The 14,923-nt window shown below is 59.8% G+C and carries 17 protein-coding genes; 11 read left to right on the forward strand and 6 right to left on the reverse strand.

The window, feature by feature from the left end:
- Positions 1-16: 16 nt before the first annotated feature.
- Entirely contained in the window at positions 17-913 is an 897-nt protein-coding gene (locus N2A98_RS00180) for a LysR family transcriptional regulator (RefSeq protein WP_069556959.1), read from the forward strand.
- An 8-nt stretch (positions 914-921) separates the two neighbouring features.
- Here N2A98_RS00180 and N2A98_RS00185 read toward each other — a convergent pair whose 3' ends face one another.
- Positions 922-1,248, reverse strand: coding sequence for a DUF883 family protein (locus N2A98_RS00185; protein WP_003187304.1), 327 nt, complete (start codon positions 1,246-1,248; stop codon positions 922-924).
- 157 nt (positions 1,249-1,405) lie between these two features.
- Between N2A98_RS00185 and N2A98_RS00190 the strand changes: the two genes are divergently transcribed.
- Both N2A98_RS00190 and N2A98_RS00195 read left to right on the forward strand, forming a co-directional pair.
- Positions 1,406-1,621: a dodecin gene (locus N2A98_RS00190; RefSeq protein ID WP_005783406.1), complete on the forward strand. Its 216-nt coding sequence runs from the start codon at positions 1,406-1,408 to the stop codon at positions 1,619-1,621.
- 116 nt (positions 1,622-1,737) lie between these two features.
- A complete protein-coding gene (locus tag N2A98_RS00195) occupies positions 1,738-1,965 on the forward strand; it encodes a DUF1161 domain-containing protein (protein WP_034134138.1) in 228 nt (75 codons plus the stop codon).
- A 58-nt stretch (positions 1,966-2,023) separates the two neighbouring features.
- Here the strand turns inward: N2A98_RS00195 and N2A98_RS00200 are convergent, their stop codons facing one another.
- Positions 2,024-3,025, reverse strand: coding sequence for an LLM class flavin-dependent oxidoreductase (locus N2A98_RS00200; protein ID WP_034129211.1), 1,002 nt, complete (start codon positions 3,023-3,025; stop codon positions 2,024-2,026).
- Positions 3,026-3,245: 220 nt separating this feature from the next.
- Between N2A98_RS00200 and N2A98_RS00205 the strand changes: the two genes are divergently transcribed.
- The gene (locus tag N2A98_RS00205; RefSeq protein ID WP_003187311.1) at positions 3,246-3,677 is read left to right on the forward strand and encodes an OsmC family protein; all 432 of its coding nucleotides are present in this window, start codon (positions 3,246-3,248) and stop codon (positions 3,675-3,677) included.
- Positions 3,678-3,889: 212 nt separating this feature from the next.
- The gene (locus N2A98_RS00210) at positions 3,890-4,129 is read left to right on the forward strand and encodes a DUF1161 domain-containing protein (RefSeq protein ID WP_003187312.1); all 240 of its coding nucleotides are present in this window, start codon (positions 3,890-3,892) and stop codon (positions 4,127-4,129) included.
- A gap of 1 nt (position 4,130) precedes the next feature.
- Here the strand turns inward: N2A98_RS00210 and N2A98_RS00215 are convergent, their stop codons facing one another.
- Positions 4,131-4,553 carry a hypothetical protein gene (locus tag N2A98_RS00215; RefSeq protein ID WP_044270239.1) on the reverse strand — a complete coding sequence of 141 codons (423 nt, stop codon included), beginning with the start codon at positions 4,551-4,553 and terminating at the stop codon, positions 4,131-4,133.
- 110 nt (positions 4,554-4,663) lie between these two features.
- Between N2A98_RS00215 and N2A98_RS00220 the strand changes: the two genes are divergently transcribed.
- On the forward strand, positions 4,664-5,707 hold the full coding sequence (locus tag N2A98_RS00220) for an aminopeptidase (RefSeq protein ID WP_275622861.1): 1,044 nt from the start codon (positions 4,664-4,666) through the stop codon (positions 5,705-5,707).
- Between the two features lie 692 nt (positions 5,708-6,399).
- On the opposite strand, the gene N2A98_RS00225 is transcribed toward N2A98_RS00220, so the two are convergent.
- Both N2A98_RS00225 and N2A98_RS00230 read right to left on the reverse strand, forming a co-directional pair.
- Entirely contained in the window at positions 6,400-7,059 is a 660-nt protein-coding gene (locus N2A98_RS00225; RefSeq protein ID WP_275622862.1) for an HAD family hydrolase, read from the reverse strand.
- Positions 7,056-7,598, reverse strand: coding sequence for a gamma carbonic anhydrase family protein (locus N2A98_RS00230; protein WP_044270245.1), 543 nt, complete (start codon positions 7,596-7,598; stop codon positions 7,056-7,058). Before N2A98_RS00230 ends, N2A98_RS00225 begins: the two co-directional genes overlap by 4 nt.
- Positions 7,599-7,699: 101 nt before the next feature.
- On the opposite strand from N2A98_RS00230, the gene prlC reads away from it, so the two are divergent.
- Both prlC and N2A98_RS00240 read left to right on the forward strand, forming a co-directional pair.
- Positions 7,700-9,751 carry an oligopeptidase A gene (gene prlC, locus N2A98_RS00235; protein ID WP_032894337.1) on the forward strand — a complete coding sequence of 684 codons (2,052 nt, stop codon included), beginning with the start codon at positions 7,700-7,702 and terminating at the stop codon, positions 9,749-9,751.
- Entirely contained in the window at positions 9,748-10,023 is a 276-nt protein-coding gene (locus tag N2A98_RS00240; RefSeq protein ID WP_044270247.1) for a YheV family putative zinc ribbon protein, read from the forward strand. Before prlC ends, N2A98_RS00240 begins: the two co-directional genes overlap by 4 nt.
- 108 nt (positions 10,024-10,131) lie before the next feature.
- Here the strand turns inward: N2A98_RS00240 and N2A98_RS00245 are convergent, their stop codons facing one another.
- On the reverse strand, positions 10,132-10,782 hold the full coding sequence (locus N2A98_RS00245) for a dual specificity protein phosphatase family protein (RefSeq protein ID WP_275622863.1): 651 nt from the start codon (positions 10,780-10,782) through the stop codon (positions 10,132-10,134).
- Between the two features lie 274 nt (positions 10,783-11,056).
- Between N2A98_RS00245 and N2A98_RS00250 the strand changes: the two genes are divergently transcribed.
- The 3 genes from N2A98_RS00250 to N2A98_RS00260 are packed head-to-tail and all read left to right on the forward strand — an operon-like array spanning position 11,057 to position 14,907.
- Positions 11,057-11,809 (forward strand): gluconate 2-dehydrogenase subunit 3 family protein, encoded by a 753-nt coding sequence (locus tag N2A98_RS00250; RefSeq protein WP_125969268.1) that lies wholly within the window; start codon positions 11,057-11,059, stop codon positions 11,807-11,809.
- Between the two features lie 2 nt (positions 11,810-11,811).
- Positions 11,812-13,596 carry a GMC family oxidoreductase gene (locus N2A98_RS00255; RefSeq protein ID WP_044270250.1) on the forward strand — a complete coding sequence of 595 codons (1,785 nt, stop codon included), beginning with the start codon at positions 11,812-11,814 and terminating at the stop codon, positions 13,594-13,596.
- 12 nt (positions 13,597-13,608) lie between these two features.
- Positions 13,609-14,907 carry a cytochrome c gene (locus N2A98_RS00260; protein WP_044270252.1) on the forward strand — a complete coding sequence of 433 codons (1,299 nt, stop codon included), beginning with the start codon at positions 13,609-13,611 and terminating at the stop codon, positions 14,905-14,907.
- Positions 14,908-14,923: the final 16 nt, after the last annotated feature.

Genomic DNA, 14,923 nt, shown 5'->3' on the forward strand with positions numbered 1-14,923 from the left:
TCAGGAAAACTCACAGATGAGCCGCGACCTCCCTCCCCTCAACGCCCTGCGCGCTTTTGAAGCCACCGCCCGCCTGAACAGCGTCAGCCAGGCTGCGGAGCTATTGCACGTGACCCACGGCGCCGTCAGCCGCCAGTTGAAAGTGCTGGAGGAGCATTTGGGCGTGAGTCTGTTCGTCAAGGACGGGCGCGGCCTTAAACTCACAGATGCGGGTGTAAGGCTTCGCGACGCGAGCGCGGAAGCTTTCGAGCGTTTGCGCGACGTGTGCGCCGAATTGACCCAGCGCGGCGCCGATGCACCTTTCGTACTCGGCTGTTCAGGCAGCTTGCTGGCGCGCTGGTTTATCCCTCGGCTGGGGCGGTTGAATGCCGACTTGCCGGATTTACGCTTGCACCTGTCGGCGGGCGAAGGCGACCTGGACCCGCGCCGCCCTGGGCTGGATGCCTTGCTGGTGTTCGCTGAGCCGCCGTGGCCGGCGGATATGCAAGTGTATGAGCTGGCCAGCGAACGTATCGGCCCGGTTATGAGCCCACGCTTCGCCGATTTTGAACAGCTGCGCCAGGCTCCGGCGTTGGCACTGGCCGAGCAAGCCTTGCTGCACACCACTTCAAGGCCGCAGGCCTGGCCCAGTTGGGCACGGCAACACGGCATCGAGCCCGGCGCGTTGAAACTCGGCCAGGGGTTTGAGCATTTGTATTATTTGCTGGAAGCGGCGGTTGCCGGGTTGGGGGTGGCAATTGCGCCAGAACCGCTGGTGGCAGAAGACCTGCGAGCGGGTCGCCTGGTGGCGCCGTGGGGCTTCAGCGAAACCCCGGCGCACCTGGCGTTGTGGCTACCCAAGCGCGCCGCGGATGGGCGCGCCGGGCAGTTGGCGCAATGGCTCAAGGCTGAGCTGTTGCGCCAACCGGTTTAACCGGTCAATCAGTCACCGCGTTTGCACAGCAGGTAAGCCGCCAGCAGGCCCAGTGCGCCCACGGCGACGCCAGCGGTCGTCCATGGATGCTCTTGAGCGTAGTCACGGGTGGCAGCGCTGGTTTCACGGATTTTGACTTTGCTCTCTTCGTAGGCGTCGCTGATCAGGTGACGAGAGTGCTTGAGCGCGTTCTCGGCATTGCTTTTCAAGGCCTTCAGCGTTTTGCGCGACTCATCGGACGCGTCGTCCTTGAGGCTCTCCAGAGATTTGAGCAGGCTTGAAATCTCGGCTTCCATGCTTTCCAGCGACGCTTTGCGTAAAGAAGTGTTGGCCATGTGGACATCTCCTGAAGTGATTGAGTGGCGTGTGTAGATACCGACTGCGCCGGTTTCAGAAAGTGCAGTAATTCTGAACTTTCGCCTCCCAACGGTCGCCTGAAGCAGTACGCACATTCGCTGCTAGTCTTGATTGACGACCTAAAGGAGAAACGCCATGAGTGATCATCACACGTACAAGAAAGTCGAACTGGTAGGCTCTTCCACCACCAGCATCGAAGACGCGATCAACAATGCCCTGGCCGAAGCCAACAAAAGCATCAAGCATCTGGAGTGGTTTGAGGTGACCGAAACCCGTGGTCACATCAAGGATGGCAAGGCTGCGCACTTCCAGGTCACGCTCAAAGTAGGATTCCGCATTGCCAGTAGTTGATCGGCAGAGTTGAACTTTGCCCGCTGGCCGATTGCCATAACCTGCGCTACAAACAACGGGTGCCGATGCGATGAGCGTCGGCACGCTCTTTTTGATCAGCGCAAGGAAAGTAACGGATGAAGACGTTTCTGTTGGCGGTAGGGTTGTTGAGCATTGCGGGTACCGCTATGGCGGCGGGCAAGCCTTGTGAGGAGCTGAAAAGCGAAATTGCCGCGCAAATCGACGCCAAGGGTGCTTCGGGGTATTCGCTGGAAGTGGTGGACAAAGGTGCTACGCCAAGTGACCACAAAGTAGTTGGCACCTGCGAAGGTGGCACCAAGGAAATTGCCTACAAGCGCGGTTAATCTCGTGTTGTGGACATAAAAAACCGACGCCAGTGCGTCGGTTTTTTTCGCCTGGATTTCAGCCCTTCATCACTTGTGCAAGCAGCTCGTAGGAATGAATCCGATCGGCGTGCTCATACAGGTCACTGGTAAAAATCAGCTCATCGGCGCCGGTCTGCTCGATCAACACCTCAAGCTTGCCGCGAATCTTCGCCGGGCTGCCCACCATGGCCAAACCAAGAAAGCTACCGACCGCGTCTTTTTCATGGGGCAACCACAGGCCGTCCATGGTTTTGACTGGAGGGCGCTGCACCAGGCTCTGGCCGCGCATCAACGCGAGAATACGCTGGTACACCGAGGTGGCCAGGTAATCGGCCTGCTCATCGGTGTCGGCCGCCACCAGCGGAATGCCGAGCATCACGTAGGGTTTATCCAGCACCGCCGAAGGCTTGAAGTGATTGCGATACACGCGAATGGCCTCATGCATCAAGCGCGGTGCGAAATGCGAAGCGAAGGCGTAAGGCAAGCCCCGCTCACCGGCCAATTGCGCACTGAACAGGCTCGACCCCAGCAGCCACACCGGCACATTGGTGCCGGTGCCCGGCACGGCGATAACTCGTTGGTCTGGCGTACGCGGGCCCAGGTAGGCCATCAACTCGGCCACATCTTCGGGGAAGTCATCGGCACTGCCGGAGCGTTCACGGCGTAGGGCGCGGGCGGTCATCTGGTCGGAGCCGGGCGCGCGCCCCAGGCCCAGGTCAATACGGCCAGGGTAAAGGCTTTCCAAGGTGCCGAACTGCTCGGCGATCACCAGTGGCGCGTGGTTAGGCAGCATCACGCCGCCGGAACCCACGCGAATGGTCGAGGTGCCGCCTGCCAGGTAACCGAGCAGTACCGAGGTGGCCGAACTGGCGATGCCGTCCATATTGTGGTGCTCGGCTACCCAGAAACGGTGGTAGCCGAACTTCTCCACATGCTGGGCCAGGTCCAGGGAATTACGCAGCGACTGCGCCGGGCTGCCGTTGGCGCGTACGGGCACCAGGTCGAGGGTCGAGAACTTTACGTCGGACAGCGATTTCATAAGCCTGCTTCTCCAATAGGGCGCACAGGCTTTTGTAAACGAGCCAAAACCTGCCGCTGCATGTGCATGTTCTATGCAATGAGGGCATATACCCGAGATTCAATAGGAGGCTCTGAATTTTCCTACTTGATTGCTAGGTTTTTCCGACAAGATGAACTTTGCCGTGGCGTCTATCCTCAGAACCCTTACCGACGCAAAACCACCGTTCGAGGAGAAAGCTATGAGTATCGTTAAAAAGGCATCCGCGCATTGGGAAGGCGACCTGAAGACTGGCCTGGGCTCCATTTCCACCGAAACCGGCGTGCTGCGCGAAGCGCCATACGGCTTCAAGGCCCGTTTCGAGGGCGGCAAGGGTACCAACCCTGAAGAATTGATCGGCGCAGCTCACGCCGGCTGTTTCTCCATGGCGTTTTCCATGATTCTCGGCGACGCTGGGCTCAAGGCTGACAGCATCGACACCCAGGCCGAAGTGACCCTGGACCAGGTCGAGGGCGGCTTTGCGATTACAGCAGTGCATCTGATCCTGAAGGCCAAAATCCCAGGCGCGAGCCAAGCGCAGTTCGATGAACTGAGCAAAAAGGCCAAGGAAGGGTGCCCGGTGTCCAAGGTGCTGAATGCGACCATCACCTTGGATGCCACGCTGGTCAACTGACACAGCAGTCATCTTATGTGGGAGCGCGCTTGCTCGCGAATGCGGTGGATCAGCCGATATCTTCGGTGACTGATACTGCGTATTCGCGAGCAAGCCCGCTCCCACATTTTTAGTTCTGCGTTAAATCAGAACTCGTGTTCGCAAAATGTGGTCGAATAGCCCATGCAGCCTAGGCGCACACTCGTGCGCAGCGCATTCAGGGAGCTCCACACATGAAACGTTTTGCCTTGGCAATCATCTGCGGTGTATTGGCCACTTCGGCCGTGGCCGCGCCAAAAGATTGTGAAGAGCTCAGGAAAGAAATCGAAGTGAAGATCCAGGCCAAGGCGATTCCGTCCTACACCCTGGAAATCATCACCGCCGAAGAAGCCAAGAACCATGACGAAGCCATGATTGTTGGTTCTTGCGAAAACGGCACCAAGCGCATCATCTACCAAAAAAACAACGACTGACTCAGATGCAGTTCACGCTGCGCTCTTCGGCCAATAACTGGCGGCTTGAGTCGTACAGCCGAATGTTGGGCGTGAACGCCAGTGAGCGCCCTTCCAGCACATAGCGCTGGCCGGCCTGAAAGTGGTCGTACTGCAGCGTCATGAAGCAGGTGCGATACATCATCTGGCTGAGGCCACCCAAACCGCCGCCGGCGGGCACTTCAAAGTCAAAGCGCACCATCAGCTCGTGAGGGCCGGGAGGCATTTGAAAAAAGCGCCCGTCGTCGAGGTTTTTCCCGTCCAGGCGCTGAGCCATCACCAACTTTGAACCCGGTGTCGGCGTGGTGAAATCGACCCAGGCCTGCTGCGGGTCCACAGGGGGGATGGGGGTAGAGGCGCAAGCGCTGAGGAATACAGCGGCGAGGGGAAGCACAAGCTGGCGCATGGCAGGTACTCAACACGAAGAGAGGCTTGAGTATAAACACGCCACGCCGTGGAAAAATCCCCTGCAAGCGCGATAGTCTGGCGAACCAATCACCCAGGAGCAGTCAGTGCATGATCAGGCGTTTTCTTCCAGGGCTGATGGTTGCGCTGCTCAGCGGCTGCTCCAGTGTCAGTTATTACGGCCAGTTGGCGAGCGGCCAGTGGCAGCTGTTGCGGGCCCGGGAGCCGGTTGCCGAGGTGATCGCCGACCCTGCTCGCCCGCCAGTGCTGCGCGAGCATCTGGCTCAATCGCAGAAAGCCCGAGCTTTTGCCAGCGAACAGCTGCATCTGCCTGACAACCAAAGTTATCGGCTGTATGCCGATATCGGCCGACCCTATGTGGTCTGGAATGTCTTTGCCACGCAGGAATTTTCTCTGTCACCACAGAACCATTGCTTTCCCATCGCCGGTTGCGTCGCCTATCGCGGCTACTACAACCAAGGTGCGGCGCGGGGCGAGGCGGCACTGTTGCGGCAACAGGGCATGGATGTGTCGATCGGTGGCGTGGAGGCCTATTCCACGCTGGGCTGGTTCAACGACCCGATCATGAGCTCGATGATGAGCTGGGGCGATGAGCGCCTCGCCACGCTGATCTTCCATGAGCTGGCCCACCAGCGCTTCTACGTGAAGGACGACACCGAGTTCAACGAGTCCTATGCCAGTTTTGTCGAACAGGAAGGCACGCGACAATGGCGTGCGGCGCGGGGCCTGGCGCCTGTCGGCGATGCGGCGTTGAAGCAGCGTGACCAATTTATCCGGCTGATTCTCGATACCCGTAAACGTCTGGAGGCGTTGTACGCGCAGCCGTTGGCATCGGACGCCATGCGCCGGGCCAAAGCGGCGCAATTCGAACAGTTGCGCAGCGAATACCGGCACCTGCGCGATAGCCAATGGGGTGGTGACAAGCGTTATGACGCCTGGATCAACCAGCCGATGAACAATGCCCGACTGTTACCGTTTGGGTTGTATGACCAATGGGTGCCGGCGTTTGCGGCGCTGTTTGCGCGGGAAGGTGGGGACTGGGTGAGGTTTTATGCGGCGGTGGAGCGGTTGGGCGGGTTGCCGGTGGAGCAGCGTAAAGCGGCGTTGAGGCAGTTGGAGAAGGTTGGCCGTTAGGGCCTCATCGCAGCATAGTTATCTACACAACGTTGGTGCGACGCTGACCCTGTGGCGAGGTAGCTTGCTCCCGTGACGGCCGGATAGCCGACGCGGCTCTAACTGACGCACCGCGATCTAATTGTGGGAGCTGGCTTGCCTGCGAAGACGGCCTGACAGCTGACGCCTATTTACCTGACGCCCCACGACCCAACTGTGCGGGCTTGCTCGCGAAGGCGGCCTTGCAGTCAACACAGTTGGACCGTGTACATATCCATTCCTGCGGTAACGGCCACTTAGGGTTCCGCCCTGACGGCGGCTCACTTTTGAACAGCGCAAAAGTAAGCAAAACGCTCTTGCCCCACCACTCGGCACCTCGCCCAGGCTCGGTGTGCCCGTAATCCGCCAGTGATTTGGGGGGCCGCCGCCACGCGCCATCCATGGCGCGGGGCGGCTAAACCGGCATCCCTGCCGGTTTACCCTCCAAATCCCTGTCGAATTCCGGCCAGCGTGGTTTAACGGGGCGCCTAAGATCAAAAGCAGATCAAGATCAAGAGCGACTCGCTTCGCATCGTGGTTACAGGAGGCTGCCGCGAACTACACAGTTGTGTAGATACCTATGCTCATCGCAGGCAAGCCAGCTCCCACAGTTGACCGCATTCTCATGTTGAAAATCGGTCAACTGTGGGGCTGGCTTGCCTGCGAAAGCGCTCTTAAGACCGCTGCAAAAACGCCTGGTGCATCTGCGCCAACGTCTCGAAATGCCAGGTCGGTGCCTCGGCATTCAGCTCTTCAAAACTACCAAACCCATACCCCACGGCGACCGAATCCAGCCCATTGCTGCGTGCCCCGATCAGGTCATGCTTGCGATCGCCGATCATCAAGGTGGTGGCCGGGTCCAGTCGTTCCTCACGCATCAAATGCGCGATCAATTCCACCTTGTTGGTGCGCGTACCGTCCAGCTCGCTGCCGTAGATCACCTTGAAGTGCTTGGCAAAGTCGAAATGCCGCGCAATCTCGCGGGCAAATTCCCACGGTTTGGAGGTGGCGACGTACAGTTGGCGCCCTTGGCTGTTCAACTCTTCCAATAACGGCATAACGCCGTCGAACACGCGGTTTTCATACAGGCCGGTAACCTTGAAGCGCTCACGGTAGAAATTCACGGCCTCCCATGCCTTGGCCTCGTCGAAGGCGTAAAACTGCATGAACGCCTGCAACAAGGGCGGGCCGATGAAGTGTTCGAGCTTGGTCAGGTCAGGTTCATCAATGCCTAGTTTGGCCAGGGCGTACTGGATCGAACGGGTAATGCCCTCGCGCGGGTCGGTGAGGGTGCCGTCCAGGTCGAACAGGACGGTGGGGTGATGCAGGGTCATTGATCGAATCCTTCGGCCAGGTGCAGGTCTTTGAGCTTCACGTAGTTCGCGGCGCTGTAGGTGAAAAAGGCGCGCTCTTTGTCAGTCAATGCGCGAACCTGCTTCACCGGGCTGCCCACATACAAAAAACCGCTGTCGAGTTTCTTGCCTGGCGGCACCAGGCTGCCGGCACCGATGATCACGTCGTCTTCAACCACGGCGCCATCCATCACGATACTGCCCATGCCGATCAGGACGCGGCTACCCACGGTGCAGCCATGCAGCATGACCTTATGGGCGATGGTCACATCGTCGCCGATCAGCAACGGGAAACCCTCAGGATTGAACGGCCCGGCATGGGTGATGTGCAGCACACAGCCGTCTTGCACGCTGGTGCGCGCACCGATGCGGATGCGGTGCATGTCGCCGCGAATCACTGTCAGCGGCCAAACCGAGCTGTCAGTGCCGATTTCGACATCGCCGATCACCACCGCCGAAATATCCACAAACGCCCCGGCGCCGAGGGTTGGCGTGTGGTTCTGATAGGTGCGAAGGGTCACGATAGCCTCTCTCTCTTCTGCTGATAGCTGCGGTGGGTGTTGATTGTAATTAAGATGGCCCCATCTTTGTTCTACATGTTTCTTCAGCCAAGGTGCCCACCGTGAGCGCGAACAACCCTCTTTTGCAGTCCTACGACCTGCCGCCGTTCTCGGCGATCCGTGCCGAACACGTGCAGCCGGCCATCGAACAGATCCTCGCCGACAACCGCGTGGCAATCGCAGAGATCCTGCAAAGCCAGGGTAAAAATCCGACGTGGGCCGGCCTGGTCCTGGCCATGGACGAACTCAATGATCGCCTGGGTGCGGCCTGGAGCCCGGTCAGCCACCTCAATGCCGTGTGCAACAGCGCCGAACTGCGCGAAGCCTACGAGGCATGCCTGCCGGCCTTGAGCGCCTACTCCACCGAAATGGGCCAGAACCGTGAGCTGTTCCAGGCCTTCGAAGCCCTGGCCAACAGCCCGGAAGCCGCCGGTTTCGATGTGGCGCAAAAAACTATTCTGGAACACTCCCTGCGTGATTTCCGCCTGTCGGGCATCGACTTGCCGCCGGAGCAGCAAAAGCGCTATGCCGAGGTGCAGAGCAAGCTGTCCGAGCTGGGCAGCAAGTTCTCCAACCAATTGCTGGACGCCACCCAGGCCTGGACCAAGCACGTCACCGATGAAGCCACCCTTGCCGGCCTGACCGACTCGGCCAAGGCACAAATGGCCGCCGCCGCCCAGGCCAAGGGCCTCGACGGCTGGCTGATCACCTTGGAATTCCCCAGCTACTACGCCGTCATGACCTACGCCCAGGACCGTGCCCTGCGTGAAGAGGTGTACGCCGCCTACTGCACCCGTGCGTCGGACCAAGGCCCGAATGCCGGTCAGAACGATAACGGCCCGGTGATGGAACAGATCCTCGACCTGCGTCAGGAACTGGCCCAATTGTTGGGTTATGCCTCGTTCTCCGAGCTGAGCCTGGCCACCAAGATGGCCGAGTCCAGCGACCAGGTGCTCAGCTTCCTGCGTGACCTGGCCAAGCGCAGCAAGCCGTTTGCCGCCCAGGACCTGCAGCAACTCAAGGCCTACGCCGCCGAGCAAGGCTGCCCTGATCTGCAAAGCTGGGACAGCGGTTTTTACGGCGAAAAACTGCGTGAGCAGCGCTACAGCGTGTCCCAGGAAGCCCTGCGCGCCTACTTCCCCATCGACAAAGTGCTGGGCGGCTTGTTTGCCATTGTGCAGCGCCTGTACGGCATCGAGATTGCTGAGCTCAAAGGCTTCGACACCTGGCACCCGGATGTTCGTTTGTTCGAGATCAAGGAAAACGGCGAGCACGTCGGGCGTTTCTTCTTCGACCTGTACGCCCGCGCCAACAAGCGTGGGGGTGCCTGGATGGATGGCGCCCGTGACCGCCGCCGTACCGTTGATGGCGTGCTGCAAAGCCCCGTCGCCAACCTGGTGTGCAACTTCACTCCGGCCGACAGCGGCAAGCCTGCCCTGCTGACCCACGATGAAGTCACCACCCTGTTCCACGAATTCGGCCATGGCCTGCATCACCTGCTCACCCGCGTGGAACATGCCGGCGTATCCGGTATCAACGGTGTGGCGTGGGACGCGGTGGAACTGCCGAGCCAATTCATGGAGAACTGGTGCTGGGAGCCTGAAGGCCTGGCGCTGATCTCCGGCCACTACGAAAGCGGCGAGCCCCTGCCCCAGGATCTGCTGGAGAAAATGCTCGCGGCGAAAAACTTCCAGTCCGGCCTGATGATGGTGCGTCAGCTGGAGTTCTCGCTGTTCGACTTTGAACTGCACGCCACCCATGGCGATGGTCGCAGCGTGGCCCAGGTGCTGGAAGGCGTGCGCGATGAAGTCTCGGTGATGCGCCCACCGGCCTACAACCGCTTCCCCAACAGCTTCGCGCACATCTTCGCCGGCGGTTATGCGGCGGGTTACTACAGCTACAAGTGGGCCGAAGTGCTGTCGGCGGATGCGTTCTCCAAGTTTGAGGAAGACGGCGTGCTTAATGCCCAGACCGGGCGTGCGTTCCGTGAAGCCATCCTGGCGCGTGGCGGTTCCCAGGCGCCGATGGTGCTGTTCGTCGACTTCCGCGGACGAGCGCCGTCGATTGACGCACTCTTGCGCCACAGCGGCCTGAGTGAGGACGCAGCAGCATGAGTGAAGGGCCTGTGATCACCAAAAAGCAATTTATCGCCGGGGCTGTCTGCCCGGCGTGCAGCGAGCCGGACAAGTTGAAGATGTGGACCGAAGACAACGTGCCGCACCGTGAGTGCGTGGCCTGTGGGTATACCGATACGCTGAATGATCAAGGCCTGTCGGTGCCCAAGGAATTGGGCACAAGGGTCAATACCTCCGCGTTGAAAGCCCCGACGGACCCTAAAGTGCAGGCAGTGCAGTTCTTCCCAAACCCGAAGCTGAAAAAAGACTAACCCCGCACCCCCTGTAGGAGCGAGCTTGCTCGCGAAAAACGTTAACGATAACGCGCGTTATCCTGGATAAGCGCGGCGCTGTTGAGTTTTTCGCGAGCAAGCTCGCTCCTACAGTTTTTTCTCTGCCTGGCCCGTTGTGGTGATCCAGTCTTTCATTGAGCACAACGCAAACGCGCTGGTGCTGCAATCCCCATTCGCCAAAGCTGTGCGCAATTTGTCGACATCGGCTTTCATCATGTAGCGAACGCCATCCTTGAAGCCATTGCTGCTGCCAAAGCCGCCCAAGGTCATCTCGTTCAGTGCATCCTCCTTGCTCCACCCCTGAACCACCACCCGATACATCGCCGCCATCAGGCCGGTGCGGTCGGCGCCGTGCTTGCAGTGCATCAACACCGGGCCATCGGCCTCTGCTGCCTGAATCGCTCTGATCGCCGCCAGCACGTCGGAATCGTCGACGTGGTTGGTGCGATAGCTCAACTGCACCTGTTTGATATCAGATGATTGGAGCCACTGCGCATCAGATTCCGGCAGGAAGTTGATGACCGTAGCGATCTTGAGTGTTTGCAACAGGGGCAGCGCACGCTCATTCGGCAATGCACTGCGATAGAGCGTGGGTGTCATTTGGTGCAGGTTGTATTGGCTACCCACCGGCTGGGCCCATTCCGGCGAGCGGATCGACGCAGCCTCATCGGCTTGTACGGTGTTGAGCAGGCTCATGAGCGCCAGGCCTAGAACGAGCAGTATGCGTGTGTTGAACATGAACGTTGTGACCGAGCGAGGAAGTGGCTGATGGGCCACAGACTCACTCAAGGCGGGTCAATACGGCGTGAGGTCCGTGTCAAAGAATCGTGATGCTTGCGATCTGATCCGGTGTTTTTGTCGTCGAATTGACGCCTCTGAATTCTTAGCCTGCTATCATTTGTAACTAATGTTTGCCATTGTGCTGTATCTGCTTGGATCCAATTAGCCGCAAGCCTTCACGCTGCTCCCAGAAGCGGCGGATAAACCCGTGACCACATGATGAGGTGTACCCATGTCTGATCAAGATCAAGACAACCCCCGGCGTGACTTTTTACGCAAATCCTTGACCTTGATCCCGGTGGTCACGGTTGCCAGCACCGGCCTTGGCGGTTCGATGCTGATGGCCACGCCGGAACCGGCCCAGGCCGAACCGGCCAAGCCTGCGGTCAGCGGTAAAGCCTATGAGCCAAGCTATTTCACGGCCGAGGAATGGGCGTTTATCAACGCTGCCGTCGAGCGCTTGATTCCCGCTGATGCCCAGGGCCCGGGTGCCTTGGAGGCTGGCGCGCCGGAATACATCGACCGCCAGATGAACACCCCTTACGCCAGTGGCGCCCTGTGGTTCATGCAAGGTCCGTTCAACGCCGATGCGGCGCCGGAGATGGGCTGGCAGAGCAAATTGGTGCCCAAGGAGATCTATCGTCTGGGTATTGCTGCCACGGATGCCTGGTCGAAAGCGTTCAACGGTAAAGCTTTTGCTGCACAAGACAGCGCTACCCGAGACGATATGCTCAGGCGTCTGGAGGCTGGCGGCAGCGAAGTGGCGGCGCATTTCGATGCCGTGCCGCCCAAGATGTTCTTCAACCTTTTGCTGCAAAACACCAAGGAAGGCTTCTTCTGCGACCCTATCCACGGTGGCAATAAAGGCATGGTCGGCTGGACCATGATCGGCTTCCCCGGCGCCCGCGCCGACTTCATGGATTGGGTGGAACGCAACGAGCAATACCCCTTCCCGGCTGTTTCCATTCGCGGCGAGAGGGCGTAAACGTGGCGACCATCATGAAGAAAGTGGATGCAGTGATTGTGGGCTTCGGCTGGACGGGCGCGATCATGGCCAAGGAGCTGACGGAAGCGGGCCTCAACGTGGTAGCGCTGGAGCGCGGCCCGATGCAGGACACTTACCCAGACGGCAACTATCCCCAGGTCATCGACGAATTGACCTACAGCGTGCGTAAGAAGCTGTTCCAGGACATCTCCAAAGAAACGGTGACCATTCGCCACAGCGTAAATGACGTCGCCCTGCCCAATCGTCAGTTGGGCGCTTTTTTGCCGGGTAATGGCGTCGGTGGTGCGGGGCTGCACTGGTCGGGCGTGCATTTTCGCGTCGACCCGATTGAGCTGCGCATGCGCAGCCATTACGAAGAGCGCTACGGCAAAAACTTTATTCCTAAGGACATGACCATCCAAGACTTCGGCGTCAGCTATGAAGAGCTGGAGCCGTTTTTCGACTACGCGGAAAAAGTCTTTGGCACCTCCGGCCAGGCCTGGACGGTCAAGGGCCAACTGGTCGGCGAAGGCCGCGGCGGCAACCCCTACGCGCCGGATCGTTCCAACCCGTTCCCGCTTGAAGCGCAGAAAAATACCGTCTCCGCCCAGCTGTTTCAGAAAGCGGCGACCGACGTCGGTTACAAACCTTACAACCTGCCGTCGGCCAACACGTCGGGGCCGTACACCAACCCCTACGGTGCGCAGATGGGTCCGTGCAACTTCTGCGGCTTTTGCAGTGGCTACGTGTGCTACATGTACTCCAAGGCCTCGCCGAATGTGAACATCCTGCCGGCCCTGCGCCAGGTGCCGAACTTCGAGCTGCGGCCCAATTCCCACGTGCTCAAGGTCAACCTCGACAGCACCAAGAAGAAAGCCACCGGCGTGACCTACATCGACGCTCAGGGCCGCGAATGTGAACAGCCGGCGGACCTGGTGATTCTTGGCGCCTTCCAGTTCCATAACGTGCGTTTAATGCTGCTGTCCGGCATCGGCAAACCCTATGACCCGATTACCAATGAAGGCGTGGTCGGCAGGAACTTCGCCTACCAGAACATGGGCACCATCAAGGCGTTCTTCGACAAGGACACCCACACCAACAACTTTATCGGCGCGGGCGGCAATGGCGTGGCCATCGACGACTTCAACGCCGACAACTTCGATCACGGCCCTCACGGCTTCGTGGGTGGCTCGCCGATGTGGGTCAACCAGGCCGGCAGCCGACCGATTGCCGGTACGTCCAACCCACCGGGCACGCCGGCCTGGGGCAGCGCCTGGAAGCGCGCCACCGCCGATTACTACACCCATCAGGTCTCCATGGACTCCCACGGCGCCCATCAGTCCTACCGCAGCAACTACCTGGATCTGGACCCGGTTTACCGCGATGCCTACGGCCTGCCACTGTTGCGCATGACCTTCGACTGGCAAGAAAACGACATCAAGATGAACCGCTTCATGATGGAAAAAATGGGCAAAGTGGCCCAGGCCATGAACCCCAAGGCCATCGCCGTGCTGGGCAAAAAGGTCGGTGAGCATTTCAATACCGCCTCCTACCAGACCACCCACCTCAACGGTGGCGCGATCATGGGTACCGACCCGAAAACCAGTGCGTTGAACCGCTACTTGCAGAGCTGGGATGTGCACAACGTATTTGTCCCCGGTGCTTCCGCTTTCCCACAAGGGCTGGGCTACAACCCTACCGGCCTGGTGGCAGCGTTGACCTATTGGTCGGCGCGAGCGATTCGCGAGCAGTACCTCAAAAACCCCGGCCCACTGGTTCAGGTATAAGGAGCGATGACCATGAAAGCACTCGTTATCGCCTCCCTGGCGCTGTTCAGCAGCTGCTCGATCAGCGCCGCCGAAACCGACTTGATCAAGCAGGGCGAGTACCTGGCACGTGCCGGCGACTGTGTTGCCTGCCATACCGCCAAGGGTGGCAAGCCCTTCGCTGGCGGCCTGCCGATGGAAACACCGATTGGCGTGATCTATTCCACCAACATCACCCCGGACACGACCGGGCTGGGCGACTACAGCTTCGAGGACTTCGACAAGGCCGTGCGCCATGGCGTCGCCAAGAACGGTAGTACGCTTTACCCGGCGATGCCCTACCCGTCCTACGCACGCGTCAGCGACAGCGATATGCAAGCGTTGTATGCGTACTTCATGAAGGGGGTCGAACCGGTTGCCCAAGAAAACAAGGACAGCGATATTCCCTGGCCCTTGAGCATGCGTTGGCCGTTGGCGGCCTGGCGCTGGATGTTCGCCCCGGCAGTCGAGGCGCATCAGCCGCAAGCCGCTGCCGACCCGGTGATTGATCGCGGCGCCTACCTGGTGGAAGGTCTCGGCCATTGCGGCGCCTGCCATACGCCGCGTGCCCTGACCATGCAGGAAAAAGCCTTGAGTGCCACGGACGGCAGCGCCTTCCTGTCTGGCAGTGCGCCGTTGGAAGGCTGGATTGCCAAAAGCCTGCGCGGCGATCACAAGGATGGCCTCGGCAGCTGGAGCGAAGAGCAGTTGGTGCAGTTCCTCAAGACCGGTCGCAGCGACCGCAGTGCGGTGTTCGGCGGCATGAGTGATGTGGTTGTGCACAGCATGCAGTACATGTCCCAAGAGGACCTGACCGCTATCGCCCGCTACCTCAAGAGCCTGCCGGCGGTCGATCCCAAGGACCAGCCGCACCAGTACGACAAGCAGGTAGCACAAGCGCTGTGGAAGGGCGATGACAGCAAGCCCGGTGCGTCGGTGTATATCGACAACTGCGCGGCCTGCCACCGTACCGATGGCCATGGCTATACGCGGGTATTCCCGGCGCTGGCGGGCAACCCGGTGTTGCAGACGGCAGATGCCACGTCGTTGATCAACATTGTGTTGAACGGCGGCACCTTGCCGGCCACCCATGCGGCGCCGTCAACCTTCACCATGCCGGCGTTCGCCTGGCGTCTGTCGGACCAGGAAGTGGCGGATGTAGTCAGTTTTATCCGTGGTAGCTGGGGCAACCAGGGCGCGCCGGTCAAGGCGAGCGATGTGGCGGATCTGCGCAAAAACGATCTGCACACCACCTCGGGCGATGATCTGGGGCAGGTGACGCAAAAGCACTGATAAGTTCGCTGGCCGC

This window comes from Pseudomonas sp. FJ2-5-13 (genome assembly GCF_029201605.1).
In the GTDB taxonomy this organism is placed as follows: domain Bacteria; phylum Pseudomonadota; class Gammaproteobacteria; order Pseudomonadales; family Pseudomonadaceae; genus Aquipseudomonas; species Aquipseudomonas lactis.

What these genes read in the sequence shown, in the direction of transcription:
- N2A98_RS00215 (WP_044270239.1), bottom strand. Translation starts at nt 4,553, where the DNA reads ATGCGCCAGCTTGTGCTTCCCCTCGCCGCTGTATTCCTCAGCGCTTGC.
- N2A98_RS00205 (WP_003187311.1), top strand. Translation starts at nt 3,246, where the DNA reads ATGAGTATCGTTAAAAAGGCATCCGCGCATTGGGAAGGCGACCTGAAG.
- N2A98_RS00225 (WP_275622862.1), bottom strand. Translation starts at nt 7,059, where the DNA reads ATGACCCTGCATCACCCCACCGTCCTGTTCGACCTGGACGGCACCCTC.
- N2A98_RS00245 (WP_275622863.1), bottom strand. Translation starts at nt 10,782, where the DNA reads ATGTTCAACACACGCATACTGCTCGTTCTAGGCCTGGCGCTCATGAGC.
- N2A98_RS00260 (WP_044270252.1), top strand. Translation starts at nt 13,609, where the DNA reads ATGAAAGCACTCGTTATCGCCTCCCTGGCGCTGTTCAGCAGCTGCTCG.
- N2A98_RS00180 (WP_069556959.1), top strand. Translation starts at nt 17, where the DNA reads ATGAGCCGCGACCTCCCTCCCCTCAACGCCCTGCGCGCTTTTGAAGCC.
- N2A98_RS00185 (WP_003187304.1), bottom strand. Translation starts at nt 1,248, where the DNA reads ATGGCCAACACTTCTTTACGCAAAGCGTCGCTGGAAAGCATGGAAGCC.
- N2A98_RS00200 (WP_034129211.1), bottom strand. Translation starts at nt 3,025, where the DNA reads ATGAAATCGCTGTCCGACGTAAAGTTCTCGACCCTCGACCTGGTGCCC.
- N2A98_RS00220 (WP_275622861.1), top strand. Translation starts at nt 4,664, where the DNA reads ATGATCAGGCGTTTTCTTCCAGGGCTGATGGTTGCGCTGCTCAGCGGC.
- N2A98_RS00195 (WP_034134138.1), top strand. Translation starts at nt 1,738, where the DNA reads ATGAAGACGTTTCTGTTGGCGGTAGGGTTGTTGAGCATTGCGGGTACC.
- N2A98_RS00190 (WP_005783406.1), top strand. Translation starts at nt 1,406, where the DNA reads ATGAGTGATCATCACACGTACAAGAAAGTCGAACTGGTAGGCTCTTCC.
- N2A98_RS00210 (WP_003187312.1), top strand. Translation starts at nt 3,890, where the DNA reads ATGAAACGTTTTGCCTTGGCAATCATCTGCGGTGTATTGGCCACTTCG.
- N2A98_RS00250 (WP_125969268.1), top strand. Translation starts at nt 11,057, where the DNA reads ATGTCTGATCAAGATCAAGACAACCCCCGGCGTGACTTTTTACGCAAA.
- N2A98_RS00240 (WP_044270247.1), top strand. Translation starts at nt 9,748, where the DNA reads ATGAGTGAAGGGCCTGTGATCACCAAAAAGCAATTTATCGCCGGGGCT.